Here is a 16,592-nt window from a genome sequence, read left to right on the forward strand (position 1 = left end):
GATCGGGTCGGCGGTCAGGCGGCGAGCGAACGGTCGACCGCGGCGAGGATGCGGTCGGCGTCGGGCAGGTGGTGCTTCTCGAGCTTAGCCGGGGGGTAGGGGATGTCGAACCCGCCGACGCGGAGAACCGGCGACTCCAGTTGATAGAAGCAGCGTTCGGTGATCCGCGCCGCGATCTCGGCGCCGAGCCCACCGAAGACGGGAGCCTCGTGCACGATGACCAGCCTGCCGGTCTTGTCGACCGATTCCTCGACGGTGTCGAAATCGATCGGGGCGAGGCTGCGCAGATCGATGACCTCGAGCGAATGCCCTTCCTCGGCGGCGATTTTCGCGGCCGTGAGCGCGGTGGCGACGGTGCCGCCGTAGGCGACGAGAGTGGCGTCCGCACCGGTGCGGCAGACCCTGGCCCGGTCCATCGGCAGCTCCGGCGGAGCGTCGAAGTCGACGTCGGCCTTGTCCCAGTAGCGCCGCTTCGGCTCGAAGAAGATGACCGGATCGTCCAGCGCGATCGCTTGGCGCACAAGGTGATAGGCGTCGGACGGATTGCTCGGCGTCACCACCCGCAGCCCCGCGGTGTGCGCGAAGTAAGCCTCCGGCGATTCCGAGTGGTGCTCCACCGAACCGATGCCGCCGCCGAACGGGATGCGAATCGTGATGGGCGCGACAACCTTTCCCTTGGTCCGGTAGTGGATCTTGGCCACCTGGGAGACGATCTGATCGAACGCCGGATAGACGAACCCGTCGAACTGGATCTCGCAGACCGGGCGGTACCCGCGCAGCGCCATGCCGAAAGCCGTTCCGACGATGCCGGACTCGGCCAGCGGGGTGTCGATCACCCGGTTGTTCCCGAAGTCCTTCTGGAGCGTGTCGGTCACCCGGAAGACGCCGCCGAGCTTGCCGATGTCCTCGCCCATGAGCACGACCTTGGGATCGTCCTCCAGCGCCCGGCGCAGCCCGGTGTTCACCGCGTTGGCGAAGGTGGTGATCATGGGCGGACTCCTTCCGTTCGCGCGGAGGACGCACCGGGATCGCCGGTCAGGTACTCCGCGTACTCCCGCCGCTGTTCGTCGAGCAGCGAGTGTGGTGTCGCGTAGACGTGGTCGAACAGCTCCATCGGCGCCGGGTCCGGCATCTCGATGGTCGCGGTGCGCAGCTGTCGCGCGACGTCGTCGGCGTGGGCGGCGACCTGCCGCGCCCAGTCCTCGTCGAACTGCCCCTCCCGCTCCAGCAGCCTGCGCACCCGGTCGATCGGATCGCGGCGCTTCCACTCCTCGGTCTCGGCCGCGGCGCGGTACCGGGTGGGGTCGTCGGCGGTGGTGTGCGGACCCATCCGATAGGTGAGCGCCTCGATGAAGGACGGCCCGCCGCCCGAACGCGCCCGCGCCACGGCCTGCCTGGTCACCGCGAGCACGGCGAGCACGTCATTGCCGTCGACCTGCACGCCGGGCATGCCGTAGCCGTAGGCGCGGCGGGCGATCGGCGTCGCGCTCTGGATCCGCACGGGGGCGCTGATCGCCCAGTGGTTGTTCTGGCAGAAGAACACCACCGGCGCGCTCCAGCTCGCGGCGAAGCCGAACGCCTCGGCGATGTCGCCCTGACTGGTCGCGCCGTCGCCGAAGTAGGCGATGGTCGCGATCTCGGCGCCGTCCAGGTTCGCGGCGTAGGCGTATCCGGTGGCGTGCAGGCCCTGTGAGCCGACCACGATGTTCGGGTTGGTCATGTTGACCGCGCCGGGGTCCCAGCAGGAGTGCGCCGCGCCGCGCCACAGCCGGGTGAGCTCGGTCGGCGAGACGCCGCGGCAGTAGGCGACGGCCGCTTCGCGGTAGCTGCAGAACACGTAGTCGTCGGGGCGCAGCGCGCGCGCCGAACCGACCTGGGCGGCCTCTTGGCCGAGCAACGGCGGCCACAGTCCCAACTGGCCCTGGCGCTGCAACGCGGTCGCCTCGACGTCGATGCGGCGACTCACGACCATGTCCTCGTACAGCCCGCGCAGCTCAGCCGGGCCGACGTCGGCGACGAGCGCCGCGTGCTGACGATCGAGAACGCGGCGGCCGTCGGGCTGGATCAACTGCACCGGGTACGTGGGCTTCTCCGCCATGACCGCTCGCCTCCTCATCCTGCGCCGAGCACGATGTGTCCTACCTCACAGCATCCACGAGAAGGCGGACTGCGCAAGTGACCGCTACACCAATGGGCAGAATGCTCAAATCGGTGGGTCCCGGTGGTGTCATACTGCGTTGTATGTCCAGTAAGGAACCCGTCGACGCCACGTTGGACGCCACCGACGCTCGCTTGTTGCTGGAGTTGGTCGCCAACCCGAGGGCGACCGGCGTGGAACTGGCGAACCGGCTCGGGCTGTCCCGCAATACCGTGCAGGCGCGGCTGTCTCGCTGGGAGGCCAGCGGCGTGCTCGGCAGCTTCGAACGGCGGGTGGAGCCGAGAGCGCTGGGCTATCCGCTCGCCGCGTTCGTCGCGGTGGTCGTCGATCAGCACCAATTGGACTCGGTGGTGGACGAACTCGCCGAGGTGCCGGAGGTCACCGAGGTGTGCGGCATGACCGGACTCACCGATCTCACCGTCCGCGTCGTCGCCCAGGACGCCGACGACCTGTATCGAATCGCCGGACAGATTCTGAAGATTCCCGGGGTGGAGCGGACCAACATGGCGCTGGTGATGCGGGAGCTGGTGGGGCCGCGGACCGCGCCGTTGCTGGATCGGCTGGCCGGGTCGAGTTGAATCCCCGTGCCCGTTACTGTGCGGGTATGGAGATTTCGGGCAAGGTCGCGATCGTCACGGGGGCGGGAGCGGGTATCGGTGCGGCGCTGGCGCGACGGCTGGCCGAGCGCGGCGCGCGGGTCGTTGTCGCCGACCTGAACGGGGAGTCGGCCGCCGCGGTGGCGGAATCCATTGGCGCGCAGGCGGTATCGATGGGCGGCGATGTCGCCGACGAGAAGGTCGTGCAATCGCTGATCGATCGCGCCGAGACCGAATTCGGTCCGGTGGACTTCTATTTCGCCAACGCGGGAATCGGCGGCGGTCCCGGACTGGAGAGCACCGACGAACAGTGGTCGGCCGCGCTGGAGGTGAACGTGCTCGCGCACGTGCGCGCCGCTCGGCTGCTCGTCCCGGGTTGGTCGGCGCGCGGCGAGGGATACTTCGTCGTCACCGCATCGGCGGCGGGGCTGCTGACCCAGATCGGCTCGGCGCCGTACTCGGTCACCAAACACGCCGCGGTCGGTTTCGCCGAGTGGCTCTCGGTCACCTACGGGGACAGCGGGATCCGGGTCAGCTGCGTGTGCCCGATGGGCGTCGACACCAAGCTGCTGCACGGCGATCTGATCCCCGGCGACGAGGCGGCCGCCGCGATGGCGATCAAGGCGGTCACGTCGGCGGGCGCCGTGCTCTCTCCCGAGGAGGTCGCCGATGTGGTCTTGGCGGGCGTCGAGGCCGAGCAGTTCCTGATCCTCCCCCACCCGGAGGTGCTGGAGATGTACCGCCGCAAGGGCGCCGACTACGACCGCTGGCTGGCGGGCATGCGCCGGTTCCAGAGCGCGCTGCGCGGGTAGCCGAGGGCCGCTGGCCAGGGGAACCGTCAGTCGGTGACGAGTTCGGCCGCCGCGGCGCGGACGACCTCCGGGATCTCGACCGGCTTGCGCGTCTCGGAGTCCACGTAGACGTGCACGAAGACGCCCGTGGCCGCGAGCTCGAGCGAGCCGTCGGCGTCGCGGAAGATCGCCAGGTCGTAGGTGATGCTCGAGCGGCCGAGCCGGGATATCCGCAGGCCGACCTGCAGCTGGTCCGGGAAGCTGATCGAGCCGAGGTACTGGCAGGAGGTCTGCGCGACCACGCCGAGCGCGGGCAGCTCCCTGATGTCGGTGCCCGTCGCGTGCATCAACCAGGCGTTCACCGCGGTGTCGAAGTACGAGTAGTACGTCACGTTGTTCACGTGGCCGTAGTGGTCGTTGTCCGCCCACCGGGTCGGCATCGGCCAGAGCACGGGATACTGCTGCGTCACCCGGCCGACGATAGCTCAGCGTGGGCAGCGCCCTGCCGGTGGTCGCGCGGACTCACCCCGAAGTGGCGTTTGAAGGCGGCGCTGAGCGCGAAGGCCGAACCATAGCCGACCTGGCGCGCGATCGCCTCGATGGTGGCGTCCGACTCCTGGAGCAGATCGGCGGCCAGCGCGAGGCGCCATTCGGTGAGGAAGGCCATCGGCGGCTCGCCGACCAGGTCGGTGAACCGCCGGGCCAGCGCGGCGCGCGAAACGCCGACCGCGTCGGCGAGGCTCGCGACGGTCCAGCCGTGCGCGGGATTGTGCTGGAGCAGGCGTAAGGCCTTGCCGACCAGCGGATCGCTGTAGGCGTGGTACCAGGCGGGCGCGTCGTCGCGGGCGAACCAGGCGCGCAGCGCGGCGATCAGCACCAGATCGAGAAGGCGGTCCAGCACCGCGCCCTGGGCGGGCTGATCCTTGGTCGCCTCGTCGGCGAGGATGTCGAGCAGGCGGCTGTCGAGATCGCCGTGCGACAGCACCGCGATCGGCGGCAAGGCGCGCAGCAGCCGCTGGCTCGCCGCGCCCGCGGACTCGTAGGTGCCGGTGACCATCATGGTCGCGCCCTCCGGGTCGGTGCCCCACTGGCGAACGCCGAGACTCAGCGTCTCGCAGAGGATCTCACCGTCGGGCGTCTTCGTGACCTGGCCCGGATGGATGATGATCTGCGGGGGCGTCGCGGGATCGTCGGCGACGGTGTAGGGATGTGGGCCGCGGAAGATGGCGACGTCGCCCGCGTGCAATTGGCGCGGCTCGCTCTTGGCCGAAACCTTGCTTCCCCGAGGCGAATTCGTTGCGTCGTCCGGAACGATCCAGGCGGTGCCGCGGATCATCGAGAGCACGGTGAGCGGCGCCTCGTCCTGGATGCGCAACGACCACGGCGGATCCAGCAGCGAACACATCAGGAACGCGCCCCTCGCGCGTGGGCCTTCGAGCAGACTGGCGAGCGCATCCACGTCTCCAACAGTAGACGCACGCGCATGGTCGGGAGCGGCTGAACTATGTTCCGTTCGACTGGACCGACCGCGCCACCTGGGGACCGGCGCTCGCCGATGTGGACGCCGTCTACCTGGCCTACCAGCCCGATCTCGCCGCGCCGGGGGCGCCGGACGTCATCCGGGCGTTCGCCGCGGCCGCGAAGACGGCCGGCGTGGGCAAGCTGGTGCTGCTGTCGGGGCGCGGCGAGCCGGAGGCGAGGTCTACGAACTCACCGGGCCGCGGGCGCTGTCCTTCGCCGAGGCGACCGCCGAGATCGCGAAGGACAGCGGCCGCGACATCCGGTTCGTCCCCATCACCCGCACGGAATTCGTTGCGGGATTGACGGAATATCGGGTTCCGGCGGACGAGATCAGCCTGCTCGACTACCTGTTCGGCGCGCTTCTCGACGGACGGAACTCCGCCACGACGGATGGCGTGCGGCGGGCGCTCGGGCGCGAGGCCAAGGACTTCGGTGAGTACGTCGGGGAGACGGCGGCGGCCGGGGGGTGGTCGATGGAAGAAGTTCCGGTGCCTGCCTGTTGAAATTGTCAGAAGCGAAATGTGACCACCCGCGGGCGTGGGGCTCAACGGCGCGCCCCACGCGACCGGACCAGCCCGGGCCGACGATGTCCCGAACCGGCCCCGCGGGTGGGTGCTGAGGGCCGAGTCGCGGCGGCGAACGGCCCACGGTTGGCGGATCAGTGCGCGTCGTCCGCGGCCCTGCTGTCGCGGTCTACCTCGACCACTGGCTGGGCCGGGGCGACGACCCCCGCCTTCCAGCAGCACAAGAGCATCGCGACGAGGGGGACGAACATGGCGGCGGTGAGCGGTATGAGTTCGGTGAGCCAGCCGATGACCGCGGGTCCCGCGAGCAGACCGAAGTAGCCGAGGCCGAAGACCCTGGCCATATCGGTGGCGGCTGTGCTGGTACCGAGATTGCCCGCGGCGGTGAAGATCTGCGGAACGCTGCCGGACAGGCCGAGGCCGCAGAGCGCCCAGCCGACGAGGGTCAGCGGCGTCCAGGCGGACAGCATGATGGTGCCGAGGCCGAGGGCGGCGAGCAGCGTTCCGTAGCGGACGACGGCGACCCGGCCGAACGCGCCGCTGACGCGATCCGCGGCGAAGCGACCCGCGGTCATGGTCACGGAGAACGCGCCGAACGCCAGCGCGGCGGTGGCTTCGTCCACGCCTAGGTGGCCGCGCATCTGCAGGGTGCTCCAGTCGGCGGCGACGCCTTCCGCGAGCAACACGGCGAACGCGATGGCGGCCAGTGCCAGCACCTTCCGTCCGTGCCCGGGTTCCGGCACGTCCGCCGCGTCCTCGGTGTGCGCGGGGCCGATGACTTCCGAGCCGGGCGGTTCGGACCGCTGGGGCGTGGCGGAATCGGCCAGCAGACGCGGCACGCTCGCGACGATCAGCGCCACACAACTCGCCGAGGCCAGCACGAGGGTGACGCGCACGTCCCAGCCCGCGCGCAATGCGGCGGCGCCGAGCAGGGAACCCAGCAGTCCGCCGCCGGAGAACAGGGCGTGGAACGCCGACATGATCGGGCGCCCGTAGGCCCGCTCGACCTGCACCGCTTGGGCGTTCATCGAGACGTCCAGCGCGCCGTTGCCGAATCCGAAGCAGGCCAGCGCCGCACCAAGCCACGCCGGGCTGGTCGCGAAGCCGGGACCGAGCACGGCTGTCGACGCGACGAGCGCGGCCGCGCCCACCAGCCTCTTGCTGCCGAACCGGTCCGCGAGCGGGCCCGCGATGCGCATGCCGACAATGCCCGCGCCCGCCATGAGCAGGATGAACATGCCAAGCGTCGAGTGCGAGACGCCCGTTCGATCGGTGATGACCGGGATGTGCACGACCCACATCGCCAGCAGCACACCGTTCACACCGAATACCGTGAACACCGCGCCGCGCGCCGTGCGTGTTCGACCATCGACCGATTTGGCTGGCACCAGTTCGACGGTACCGGGCTGTGGTCGAGCGCACACCGCTGTCGACCGACGCGCCTACAGGTACATCCCCGACTCCGATTCGGGGACGGTGGTATCGAGACTGGGCGCGCCGCCTTGGAGGGCAATGAGTTCCGCGAGGGAAAGGCCGTCGTCGGGGATCTGGGCGGGATGGTCACCGAGCCAGCGCCTCGCTTCGGTCGCGGAGAGGCGGCCGATCTCGAGTTGAGCCAGGCAGCGGCCGGGGCGGGTGACGGCGGGATGCAGGCGGGACAGGTCCTCGTTGGTTGTGATGGCGACGAGCACGTCGCGGCCTTGGCCGAGCATCCCGTCGGTCAGGTTCAGGAGCCGCGAAAGTCCCTGGCCCGCCGATGCTTTCGCTTCGGCACGGATGAGCTCGTCGCAGTCCTCCAGCACCAGCAGGCGCCAGCGGCGGCGCTCGTCGTCGACCTCGGTGGCCGCCGACATCAGGTAGCCGGGCTGACTGAACAGCATGTCCGGGTCCAGCACGCAGTCGACCTGGCACCACGGCTGCCACGCCCTGGCCAGCGCGCGCAGCGCCGTGGTCTTTCCGGTACCCGGCGGCCCGTGCAGCAACAGCAGTCGACCGCGAATGTCGTTGGGCGACAGCGCCATCAGCCGATCCAGTGCGGCCGCGGCCGAGTCCGGATAGTTGCGGCGAATGTCGGACCAGACCGGTGTCTCGATGTCGTGCTGCCGTCGCCGCGGTCCCTGCTGGGTGTGCAGGTACCAGAACCCCATCTCGATGCCGTCCACCACCTCGGACGGCTCCTCGGCGTCCCGGATCGCTTCGGCCAGAATGTCGTTGGCCAGCTCATCGGTGACGGCGGTGACCTCGACGACGGCGGAACGATCGGCCCAGCGGTCCGCGCGCAGCGTCCAGCCGTCGCCGACCACCAGGATCGAGCGGCTGTTGTCCTCCTCGATGGCGCGGGCGATCCGGGAACCCGCGGGGCGCAGCGGCGCGTCGGCGCGCACGCGTTCGAGCTGCTTCTTGCGATAGCGACCCTGTTCGCCTTGGACGAAGGGGGTCAGCGCGAGCACGTCGAGCACATCGCGCGGCGAGTAGTACGAATCCAGTGCGACGGACCACCGCAGGCTCTCGGCCGGATCGGCCGGCCCCGGCTCGGGCCCGACCAACCGAAGTGGTTCCTTGCGTTCCAACATTCCGACCATGATCGGTGTGTCGGACCGGCGGCGTCCACCGAATTAACGAGCGGCGGAAACGGAGCGGCCCCCCGCTCCATGGGAACGGGGGGCCGCATACCTGGTGCCTTACAGCGCCTTCAGTTCTTCGGTGACGGCACCGACGGACTTCTTGGCGTCGCCGAACAGCATGGAGGTGGTGTCGGCGTAGAACAGCGGGTTGTCGATGCCCGCGAAGCCGGAGTTCATCGAGCGCTTGAGCACGATGACGCTCTTGGCCTGGTCGACGTTGAGCACCGGCATGCCGTAGATCGGGCTGGAGGAGTCCTCGCGGGCGGCCGGGTTGGTGACGTCGTTGGCGCCGATGACCAGGGCGACATCGGTGCGGCCGAACTCGCCGTTGATGTCGTCCATTTCCTTCATCGCGTCGTAGGAGACCTCGGCCTCGGCCAGCAGCACGTTCATGTGTCCTGGCATGCGACCGGCGACCGGGTGGATGGCGTACTTGACCTCCACACCCCGCTTTTCGAGCAGCTCGGCCATCTCCTTGACCGCGTGCTGAGCCTGCGCGACGGCCATACCGTAACCGGGGACCACGATGACCTGGTTGGCGTAGGCCATCTGGATCGCGGCGTCCGCGGCCGAGGTGGCCTTGGCCTGCTTCTGCTCGCCGCCACCCGCGCCGGGCGCGGTGCCGCCGCCACCGAAGCCACCGGCGACGATGGCCGGAATGGACCGGTTCATGGCCTTGGCCATCAGGTTGGTCAGGATGGTGCCGGACGCGCCGACGATCATGCCCGCCACGATCATCGCGGTGTTGTTCAACGCCAGACCCGCCGCCGCGGCGGACAGACCGGTCAACGCGTTGAGCAGCGAGATGACCACGGGCATGTCCGCGCCACCGATCGGCAGCACGACCATCAAACCGAGCACACCGGCGGCTAGGAGCAGCAGCACCATCCACCACCACGGCGCGCCGCCGTCGGCCGCGCCGAGGCCGATCACCACGGCCGCGGCGATCGCGACCACCAGCAGCAGCAGGTTCAGCGGCTGCTGGAGCTTGCCGACACCGATCGGCTTGCCGGGCAGGATCTCCTGCAGCTTGCCGAAGGCGATCAGCGAGCCCCAGAACGAGACCGAACCGATGATCGCGGCGAACAGCGAACCGACGATGATGTGCACGGTCGGCTCTTCACCGTGCTTGAAGTTCGAAAAGCCCGTGGTGTCGAGGAATTCGGCCCACGCGATGAGCGCGACCGTGCCACCACCGACACCGTTGAACGCGGCCACCAGCTGCGGCATCGCGGTCATCTTGGTGTACTTCGCCGGCGGCACACCCAGCACCACACCGAGCACCAGACCGGCCACGATCAGGATCCAGTTGGAGGTGTCGCGCACCGCGATCAACGTCGCGACCACGGCGATGCCCATGCCGACCGCGGCGATCCAGTTGCCGCGCACCGCGGTCTTCGGCCCCGTCAGGCCCATCAGACCGTAGATGAACAGCGAGAACGCGACGATGTAGAGAATGTTGACCAAGTTGTCCATAGCGTTACTCGCCCGCCTTCTCCGCCGCGGCGACCGGCTTCTTGGCCTTGAACATGCCCAGCATCCGGTCGGTGACCACGAAACCACCGATCACGTTCAGGGTTCCGAAGACCACGGCGACGAACAGAATGATCTGGATGCCGATCGAGGGGTTCTCCACCCGGCCCAGCGTCACCAGCGCGCCGAGCACGACGATGCCGTGAATGGCGTTGGTGCCCGACATGAGCGGGGTGTGCAGGGTGTTGGGGACCTTGGAGATGACGGCGAAACCGACGAACCCGGACAGCACCAGGATCGCGATGTTCGCCAGCAGTTCGGTATACATCAGTTCACCTCACGAGTGACGCAGGAGTCCGCGAGAACCTGATCCTCGAAGTCGGGGGCGACCTTGCCGTCGACGAGCATCAGTTCCAGCAGGGCCGCGATGTTCTTGGAGTACAGCTCGCTGGCGTGCTCCGGCATGGTGGCGGGCAGGTTCAGCGGCGAAGCGATGGTGACGCCGTGCTTGACAACGGTCTCACCCGGCTCGGTCAGCTCGCAGTTACCGCCGGTCTCACCGGCCAGGTCCACGATCACGCTGCCCGGCTTCATACCCTCCACCGCGGCGGCGGTCACCAGCCGCGGCGCGGGACGACCCGGCACCAACGCGGTGGTGATCACCACGTCGAAGCCCTTGATCGCGTCCTCGAGCGCCTGCTGCTGCTTGGCCTTCTCTTCCTCGGTCAGCTCACGCGCGTAGCCGCCCTCGCCCGCGGCATCGATGCCCAGGTCGAGCCACTGGGCACCGACCGAACGCACCTGATCGGCGACCTCGGGACGCACGTCGTAACCGGTGGTGCGGCCGCCGAGACGCTTGGCCGTCGCGAGAGCCTGAAGCCCCGCGACACCCACGCCGAGCACCAGCACGGTCGCGGGCTTCACCGTGCCCGCCGCGGTGGTCAGCATCGGGAAGAAGCGGGTCGACTCCGAAGCCGCGAGCAGTACCGCCTTGTATCCGGCGACATTCGCCTGCGAGGACAACGCGTCCATCACCTGCGCGCGCGAGATGCGCGGGATCGCTTCGACCGCGAAGGCCTGCACACCGGCCGACTTCAGCGCCGCGATCTGGTTCTCGGCATTGCGCGGGGCCAGGAATCCGATCAGCGTCTGCCCGTCGGACAGCTTGGCCACCTCGGCATCGCTGGGCGGGGCCACCTTCACGACCACCTCGGCCGACCACGGATCGCCGATGGTCGCACCGGCCTCCACGTAGGCCTCGTCGGGAATGAGCGCACCCAGTCCGGCGCCGGCTTCCACGACCACCTCGACGCCCTGCTTCAGCAGCGCCGGAATGATCTTGGGCACCAATGCGACACGCCGCTCGCCCGCGTTGGACTCGCGAACGACTCCGACACGCGCTCCGCGCGGCGACGAGTCGCCAACGTTTTGCGTTGTCTCCACTTGTCAGACTTCCTTCTCGTGCTGGCCGTTTGGCCACCGACCGATGTCCGGACGAAGTTACCAACGAGTAAGTTCGCCAAAAATCCTCGCAACTGTACCCGGCTCGCCGTGAGCGTAGCTGAGATGCCCGTCACAGGACGTGGCCGGATTCCGCCCATATGCCGGATTCGCACCGCAGCCGCGCGGCGTGTCGTGGCCTCCGTTCTTCCTGCGCCGACGCGAAAAGCTCGACTTCGATGGTCGTCCGCGCAGGTGAGGGCCACAAGATCGAACCTCCAGGTCCCTTACTTACCCACACGTCAGCGAACTGGTCAGGCGCTCGAGACCGCGCCGGAGAGTGACGGGGGTCATGTTCGGAGGGGGATTCGGGGTGTTCCGCGCCACTCGTACGCCGTATGGTCGCGGTGTGAACGACTGCGTCTTCTGCCGCATCGTGGCGGGCGAAGCTCCGGCTACCAAGGTCTACGAGGACGAACTGCTGTGCGCGTTCCTCGATATCCGCCCCATCGCGCGCGGCCACACGCTTGTCGTGCCGAAGCGGCACGCGGCGGAGCTGGAGGATCTCGACGCCGATCTCGGCGCGGAGCTCTTCCGCGCCGGGCACCGGATCGCGCTGGCCATGCGGCGCAGCAGTCTCCTCGCCGACGGCGCGAACCTGGTGATGAACGACGGCAAGGCGGCGTTCCAAACCGTCGCGCACGTCCACCTGCACGTCGTCCCGCGCAGGCACGGCGACAAGCTCAGCTTCGCCAAGGGCTTCTTGCTGCGCAGACCGAACGATCCGGAGGGCACCGCCGCCGCCATCCGGGCGGGCCTCGCGACGCCGGCCCGGCAGGACGACGCCGAGGACGTCGGCACCGAGGAAGGAACGCAGGCATGATCGACCAGACGTTGGACCGCGCCGAGCTGACCGCGCTGCTGACCGAGCAGTGGGAAGCCATCGCCGCGCTGGTCGCCGACCTGGACGAAAACCAGTGGCGCACACCGTCGAAGCTGCCCGGCTGGACCGTGTTCGACATCGTCGCCCACGTGGTCGGCACCGAATCGTGGCTGCTCGGCGAGAAGCCGCCGCCGCACGATCCGATGCGCGAGAAGACCGACGTCCGTTCGCTGCCGTACGTCCGCAACGAGACCGCGGTGCTCAACGAGATCTGGGTCGACCGTCTGCGTCCGATGCCCGGCGCGCGTCTGCTCGAGCTCTTCCGCGAGGTGATGGACCGGCGGCACAAGGCGTTGGCCGAGATGGACGATGCCGCATGGACCACACCGACGGTCTCGCCGGTCGGCCAGGTCCCCTACGGCCGGTTCATGCGGGTGCGGCTGTTCGACTGCTGGATGCACGAACTCGACATCGCCGACGCGCTGGACGTGCGGGTCGACGAGGGCGGTAGGCGCGGCGAGCTGGCGTTCGCCGAGTTCGCCGGATCGCTGCCGCGGGTCGTCGCCAAGCTCGGCAAGGCGCCCGCCGGATCGCGGATCACCTTCGCGCTGACCGGCGCGCTATCGCGCACCCTGCACATCGCGGTGGACGAGCGGGCCGCCTTCGTCGACTCGTTCGACGGTCCCGCCGATGTCGAGATCACCATGGACTCGGGACTTTTCGTGCGGCTGGGCGGTGGTCGGCGCAGTGCGGCCGAGCATCTCGACGAGATCGCCATTGCGGGCAACGAAGAGCTGGGCGTCCGTTTGGTCCGCCACCTCGCGTTCACCCTCTGAGCCGGTGCGACTCTTCCTCGCCAGCTACCGATTCGGCAAGCATCACGAGCGGCTCGCCGCGCTGGTCGGTGCGCCGGGACGGGTCGCCGTGATTCCCAATGCGTGCGACGCCTGGCCGGACATGTGGGCGTCGGCGGTGACCAGCGATCTGGTGCCGTTGCGCAAGCTCGGGTACACGCCGGAGGTGCTGGATCTGCGCGATTACGTCGGGCTCGCAAAGGAATTGGAGCATCGGCTCGCCGAGTTCCCGTTGATCTGGGTACGTGGCGGCAACACCTTCGTGCTGCGTGCCCAATTCGCCCGCAGCGGAGCGGATCTCGCACTCGCGCGGTTGCTCGAGGCCGACGCGCTCGTCTACGCGGGGTACAGCGCGGGCGCTTGCCTGCTGACGCCGGACCTGCACGGACTGGAGTCGGTGGACGATCCCGCCGAGGTGGAACCGACGTGCGGAGTCGAACCGCGTTGGGACGGGCTCGGTTTGGTCGACCGCCGGATCGTTCCGCACATCGACTCCCCCACCGACCCGGAGGGGTTCGGCAACCGGCTCGCGGACGAGTACCGCGCTGCCGGGGTCGCGCACTGGGCGCTCACCGACGACGAGGTGGTCGTTGTCGACGGCGACCGACTGGAAGTTCTGCGTTGATATTGGCGCTTCCGTTGTCCGAGAAGGACATCGACGCGCCGCCGATGGCCCGCTGATGTCGGGTCCACCAGGTCAGACCGCGTCGCCGGCGCGCTTGCGGAAGACGATCCAGCGCATGGCGCTGTACATATAAAGGGCTTCGCAGGCGCCCGCGAGCAGCCGGGCCAGGTGGTATTCGAGGCCGAGCGCGGTGAGTCCGCCGCCGACGCCGAGGATGAAGGCCAGGTAGTTGATCACGACGACCACGACGTACACCGCGGCCTGCCTGCCGACGGGCGCGTGCGAGTGGAAGTTGAAGGTGCGGTTGAGAACGAAGGCGAGTCCGAACGCGCAGATGTAGCCCAGCGTGATCGAGACCGGCACCGGCCAGTTCCACCAGCCGTGAAAGATGGTGAGCAGCACCAGGTCGACGCCGAAGGTGAAGCTGTTGATCAGCGCGAAGCCGAGGAAGGTCGGCGGGACGATCCGGTCCAATCCCAAGGGCAGCCGCGCGACGACGAGCTCACACCAGCGGGTGAACCGGTCGGCGAGGGAGTCGGCGGCGACGGCCAGATCGGACACGCGGCCAGCATGGCAGCGGCAGGTGACCGTCAGGTGAGCTGTTGGCAAACGTCCGCCGAGGCGCCCTGCTCAGCCGATCTGGCCCAAGGGTTCCGGGCGGTCCAGGCTCGACCAGGCCATCAGCCAGCGGCGGCGGGTGACGTCGTCGGCGTCGGCGAGGAGTGCGTCCAAGAGAAGCATGGGGTCGCGGCGCCATTGGTCGGCGACCGTCGTCAAGGCTTCCTTATCGAAGAGGCCCGAGCGGTCGAGTGCGCTGAGCCAGGTACCGAACTCGCCCGCGTGGATGCTGCGCAGCGCCTCCAGATCGACGGCGCCGTCGGCGAACTCGTCGGCGAACAGCGCGCCGATGAGCTCGCGGTAGTCCGGTGATTCGACCCGCATGCCGTCAACCCTCCGAATATGTGGCAGGTCCCCGGAATGGTCGAACGATCCGTCGGCCGGGCGCGTCCACCGTCACGACGACGGGCCGATCCACGCACGGCGAGCCCCTGCACCCGGCATTCTTGCCCGGCCCGCCCGGAATTACCAGCCCGGAAAAATCGGCCGCCCGCGGCGCTCACCCGCTTTCGACCGATTCCACGCCCGCACCGCACTACTGTGAACAACCGTGGACCTGCATGAACTCGTCGCCGCACTGCCCGAGGGCGCGGTGCTCACCGACCCCGATTTGCTGATCGGCTACCGGCAGGACTGGGCGCGCGATCCCGGTGCCGGGACGCCCGCGGCGGTCGTCCGCGCCACCTGCACCGCGGATGTCGCGGCGACACTGCGGTGGGCGCACGAGCACCGAGTGCCGGTGGTTCCCCGCGGCGCGGGATCCGGGCTCTCGGGCGGCGCCACGGCGGTGGACGGCGGGATCGTGCTGAGCACCGAGCGGATGCGGGCGATCACCGTCGACCCGGTCACCCGGACCGCGATCGTGCAGCCCGGTCTGCTGAACGCGGAGGTCAAGCGGACGGTCGCCGAGCACGGACTGTGGTATCCGCCGGATCCCTCGTCGTTCGAGATCTGCTCGATCGGTGGCAACGCGGCGACCAACGCGGGCGGGCTGTGCTGCGTGAAGTACGGGGTCACCACCGACTACGTGCTCGGCATGGAAGTGGTGCTCGCCGACGGAACCCCGGTGCGGCTGGGCGGGCCGCGCCTGAAGGATTCCGCCGGGCTCTCGCTGACCAAGCTGTTCGTCGGCAGCGAGGGCACACTCGGCGTGATCACCGAACTGACCCTGCGACTGCTGCCCGCGCAGCCGGTGCAGAGCACCGTGGTCGCCAGCTTCGCCTCGCTCACCGCCGCCACCGCGGCCATCCTCGGCATCACCGGCACGCTGCGGCCTTCCATGCTCGAGTTCATGGATTCCATCGCGATCAACGCCGTCGAGGACGAGATGCGGATGGGTCTGGACCGCTCCGCCGCCGCGCTGCTGGTCGCGCGGTCCGACGCGCCGGGGGAATTCGCCGCGCGCGAGGCCGAGATCATGGTCGAGGCCTGTGAAAAGGCCGGGGCCACCGAGGTTTTCCACACCGAGGACCCCGAGGAGGGCGAGGCGTTCACCGCGGCGCGGCGTTTCGCGATCCCCGCCGTGGAACGGCTCGGGCCGCTGCTGCTCGAGGACGTCGGGGTGCCGCTGCCGCGCCTCGGCGATCTGGTCACCGGCATCGCCGCCATCGCCGAACGCAACGACGTGACCGTCTCGGTGATCGCGCACGCGGGCGACGGCAACACCCACCCGCTGATCGTGCACGACCCCGCCGACGCCGGCAACACCGCCCGCGCGCACCGCGCCTTCGGCGAGATCATGGACCTGGCCATCACCCTCGGCGGCACCATCACCGGGGAACACGGCGTCGGCAGGCTCAAGAAGGACTGGCTGCCCGACCAACTCGGCCCCGACGTGATGGCGTTGACCCGGCGCATCAAGGACGCGCTCGACCCGCACGGCATCCTCAACCCGGGCGCGATCCTCTGACCTCGAGCCACGCGGCGAGCGGCTTATACACTCGGCACACCCGACCAGCCGGAACATTCCCGGGCACGAAGGAGTTGGCACCACCATGACCACCAGGCTCGAGCACAACGCCGCCGACACCCGATTCGAGATCTACGTCGACGACACCCTGGCCGGGTACGCCGACTACGCCGAGCGCGAGGACACCAAGGTCCGCGACTTCCACCACACCATGACCTTCCCGGAGTTCCGCGGGCAGGGCATCGCGGCCAAGGTGGTCGAGTACGCGCTGCAGGACTCCAGGGACGCGGGCTTCTCCGTGGTGCCGACCTGCTGGTACGTCGAGAAGTACATCGCCGACCACCGGGAGTACGCGGACCTGGTCGCCTGAGCGCCCTCCGCCTCCCATGAGGCCATCCGTGAGCTGAGGGCGGACTTTCTCCGACTGCGTCGTTCTGGCGCACCTCCGCCTCCGCACCCGCCGCGCTCGGCTGACGGCGCACTTCGCTCGGCCGCGCGATCAAGCCTCTCCGCCTCCACTCCAGGCGTGCGCGGGCTGCGGGCGGACGTCGCCCGGCTGGGCTCATCAGGTGCATC

At 69.2% G+C, this 16,592-nt stretch carries 19 protein-coding genes; 8 read left to right on the forward strand and 11 right to left on the reverse strand.

The window, feature by feature from the left end; all coding sequences use genetic code 11:
* Positions 1-14: 14 nt before the first annotated feature.
* Both FB390_RS00380 and pdhA read right to left on the reverse strand, forming a co-directional pair.
* Positions 15-989 (reverse strand): alpha-ketoacid dehydrogenase subunit beta, encoded by a 975-nt coding sequence (locus tag FB390_RS00380; protein WP_141807156.1) that lies wholly within the window; start codon positions 987-989, stop codon positions 15-17.
* Positions 986-2,098, reverse strand: a complete 1,113-nt coding sequence (gene pdhA / locus FB390_RS00385; protein ID WP_141807157.1) for a pyruvate dehydrogenase (acetyl-transferring) E1 component subunit alpha — start codon at positions 2,096-2,098, stop codon at positions 986-988. The genes FB390_RS00380 and pdhA overlap by 4 nt, the downstream gene beginning before the upstream one ends.
* 143 nt (positions 2,099-2,241) lie before the next feature.
* On the opposite strand from pdhA, the gene FB390_RS00390 reads away from it, so the two are divergent.
* Positions 2,242-2,736: an Lrp/AsnC family transcriptional regulator gene (locus FB390_RS00390; protein WP_068067381.1), complete on the forward strand. Its 495-nt coding sequence runs from the start codon at positions 2,242-2,244 to the stop codon at positions 2,734-2,736.
* Between the two features lie 26 nt (positions 2,737-2,762).
* Positions 2,763-3,566, forward strand: a complete 804-nt coding sequence (locus FB390_RS00395) for an SDR family oxidoreductase (protein ID WP_141807158.1) — start codon at positions 2,763-2,765, stop codon at positions 3,564-3,566.
* Positions 3,567-3,592: 26 nt separating this feature from the next.
* Here FB390_RS00395 and FB390_RS00400 read toward each other — a convergent pair whose 3' ends face one another.
* On the reverse strand, positions 3,593-3,985 hold the full coding sequence (locus FB390_RS00400) for an acyl-CoA thioesterase (RefSeq protein ID WP_185757188.1): 393 nt from the start codon (positions 3,983-3,985) through the stop codon (positions 3,593-3,595).
* A gap of 26 nt (positions 3,986-4,011) precedes the next feature.
* A complete protein-coding gene (locus tag FB390_RS00405; protein ID WP_141807160.1) occupies positions 4,012-5,004 on the reverse strand; it encodes an AraC family transcriptional regulator in 993 nt (330 codons plus the stop codon).
* Positions 5,005-5,365: 361 nt separating this feature from the next.
* On the opposite strand from FB390_RS00405, the gene FB390_RS33330 reads away from it, so the two are divergent.
* Entirely contained in the window at positions 5,366-5,569 is a 204-nt protein-coding gene (locus FB390_RS33330) for a hypothetical protein (RefSeq protein ID WP_185756897.1), read from the forward strand.
* Positions 5,570-5,724: 155 nt separating this feature from the next.
* Here FB390_RS33330 and FB390_RS00415 read toward each other — a convergent pair whose 3' ends face one another.
* From FB390_RS00415 to FB390_RS00435, 5 genes are all read right to left on the reverse strand, one after another.
* Positions 5,725-6,978, reverse strand: coding sequence for an MFS transporter (locus tag FB390_RS00415; protein ID WP_246123789.1), 1,254 nt, complete (start codon positions 6,976-6,978; stop codon positions 5,725-5,727).
* Between the two features lie 54 nt (positions 6,979-7,032).
* Positions 7,033-8,172, reverse strand: coding sequence for a DUF5925 domain-containing protein (locus FB390_RS00420; RefSeq protein WP_141807162.1), 1,140 nt, complete (start codon positions 8,170-8,172; stop codon positions 7,033-7,035).
* A gap of 99 nt (positions 8,173-8,271) precedes the next feature.
* The gene (locus FB390_RS00425; RefSeq protein WP_141807163.1) at positions 8,272-9,690 is read right to left on the reverse strand and encodes an NAD(P)(+) transhydrogenase (Re/Si-specific) subunit beta; all 1,419 of its coding nucleotides are present in this window, start codon (positions 9,688-9,690) and stop codon (positions 8,272-8,274) included.
* 4 nt (positions 9,691-9,694) lie between these two features.
* The gene (locus FB390_RS00430) at positions 9,695-10,015 is read right to left on the reverse strand and encodes an NAD(P) transhydrogenase subunit alpha part 2 (RefSeq protein ID WP_141807164.1); all 321 of its coding nucleotides are present in this window, start codon (positions 10,013-10,015) and stop codon (positions 9,695-9,697) included.
* Positions 10,015-11,130 carry a Re/Si-specific NAD(P)(+) transhydrogenase subunit alpha gene (locus FB390_RS00435; protein ID WP_141807165.1) on the reverse strand — a complete coding sequence of 372 codons (1,116 nt, stop codon included), beginning with the start codon at positions 11,128-11,130 and terminating at the stop codon, positions 10,015-10,017. Before FB390_RS00435 ends, FB390_RS00430 begins: the two co-directional genes overlap by 1 nt.
* Before the next feature lie 406 nt (positions 11,131-11,536).
* On the opposite strand from FB390_RS00435, the gene FB390_RS00440 reads away from it, so the two are divergent.
* Genes FB390_RS00440 through FB390_RS00450 form a run of 3 tightly spaced genes read left to right on the forward strand, consistent with a single transcriptional unit; the run spans position 11,537 to position 13,489 of the window.
* Positions 11,537-12,010, forward strand: a complete 474-nt coding sequence (locus FB390_RS00440; RefSeq protein WP_141807166.1) for an HIT family protein — start codon at positions 11,537-11,539, stop codon at positions 12,008-12,010.
* Entirely contained in the window at positions 12,007-12,846 is an 840-nt protein-coding gene (locus tag FB390_RS00445; RefSeq protein ID WP_141807167.1) for a maleylpyruvate isomerase family mycothiol-dependent enzyme, read from the forward strand. The genes FB390_RS00440 and FB390_RS00445 overlap by 4 nt, the downstream gene beginning before the upstream one ends.
* A 4-nt stretch (positions 12,847-12,850) precedes the next feature.
* Positions 12,851-13,489 (forward strand): Type 1 glutamine amidotransferase-like domain-containing protein, encoded by a 639-nt coding sequence (locus tag FB390_RS00450; RefSeq protein ID WP_141807168.1) that lies wholly within the window; start codon positions 12,851-12,853, stop codon positions 13,487-13,489.
* A 72-nt stretch (positions 13,490-13,561) separates the two neighbouring features.
* On the opposite strand, the gene FB390_RS00455 is transcribed toward FB390_RS00450, so the two are convergent.
* Together FB390_RS00455 and FB390_RS00460 are read right to left on the reverse strand one after the other, a co-directional pair.
* Positions 13,562-14,050, reverse strand: coding sequence for a GtrA family protein (locus FB390_RS00455; protein ID WP_425465833.1), 489 nt, complete (start codon positions 14,048-14,050; stop codon positions 13,562-13,564).
* Between the two features lie 69 nt (positions 14,051-14,119).
* Positions 14,120-14,431 carry a hypothetical protein gene (locus tag FB390_RS00460; protein WP_141807170.1) on the reverse strand — a complete coding sequence of 104 codons (312 nt, stop codon included), beginning with the start codon at positions 14,429-14,431 and terminating at the stop codon, positions 14,120-14,122.
* 226 nt (positions 14,432-14,657) lie between these two features.
* Here FB390_RS00460 and FB390_RS00465 point away from each other — a divergent pair, with 226 nt between their 5' ends.
* Positions 14,658-16,016, forward strand: a complete 1,359-nt coding sequence (locus FB390_RS00465) for an FAD-binding oxidoreductase (RefSeq protein WP_141807171.1) — start codon at positions 14,658-14,660, stop codon at positions 16,014-16,016.
* Positions 16,017-16,101: 85 nt separating this feature from the next.
* Entirely contained in the window at positions 16,102-16,386 is a 285-nt protein-coding gene (locus FB390_RS00470) for a GNAT family N-acetyltransferase (protein WP_141807172.1), read from the forward strand.
* Positions 16,387-16,592 lie beyond the last annotated feature (206 nt).

The sequence above is a fragment of the Nocardia bhagyanarayanae genome, from assembly GCF_006716565.1.
GTDB classification, from domain to species: Bacteria; Actinomycetota; Actinomycetes; order Mycobacteriales; family Mycobacteriaceae; genus Nocardia; species Nocardia bhagyanarayanae.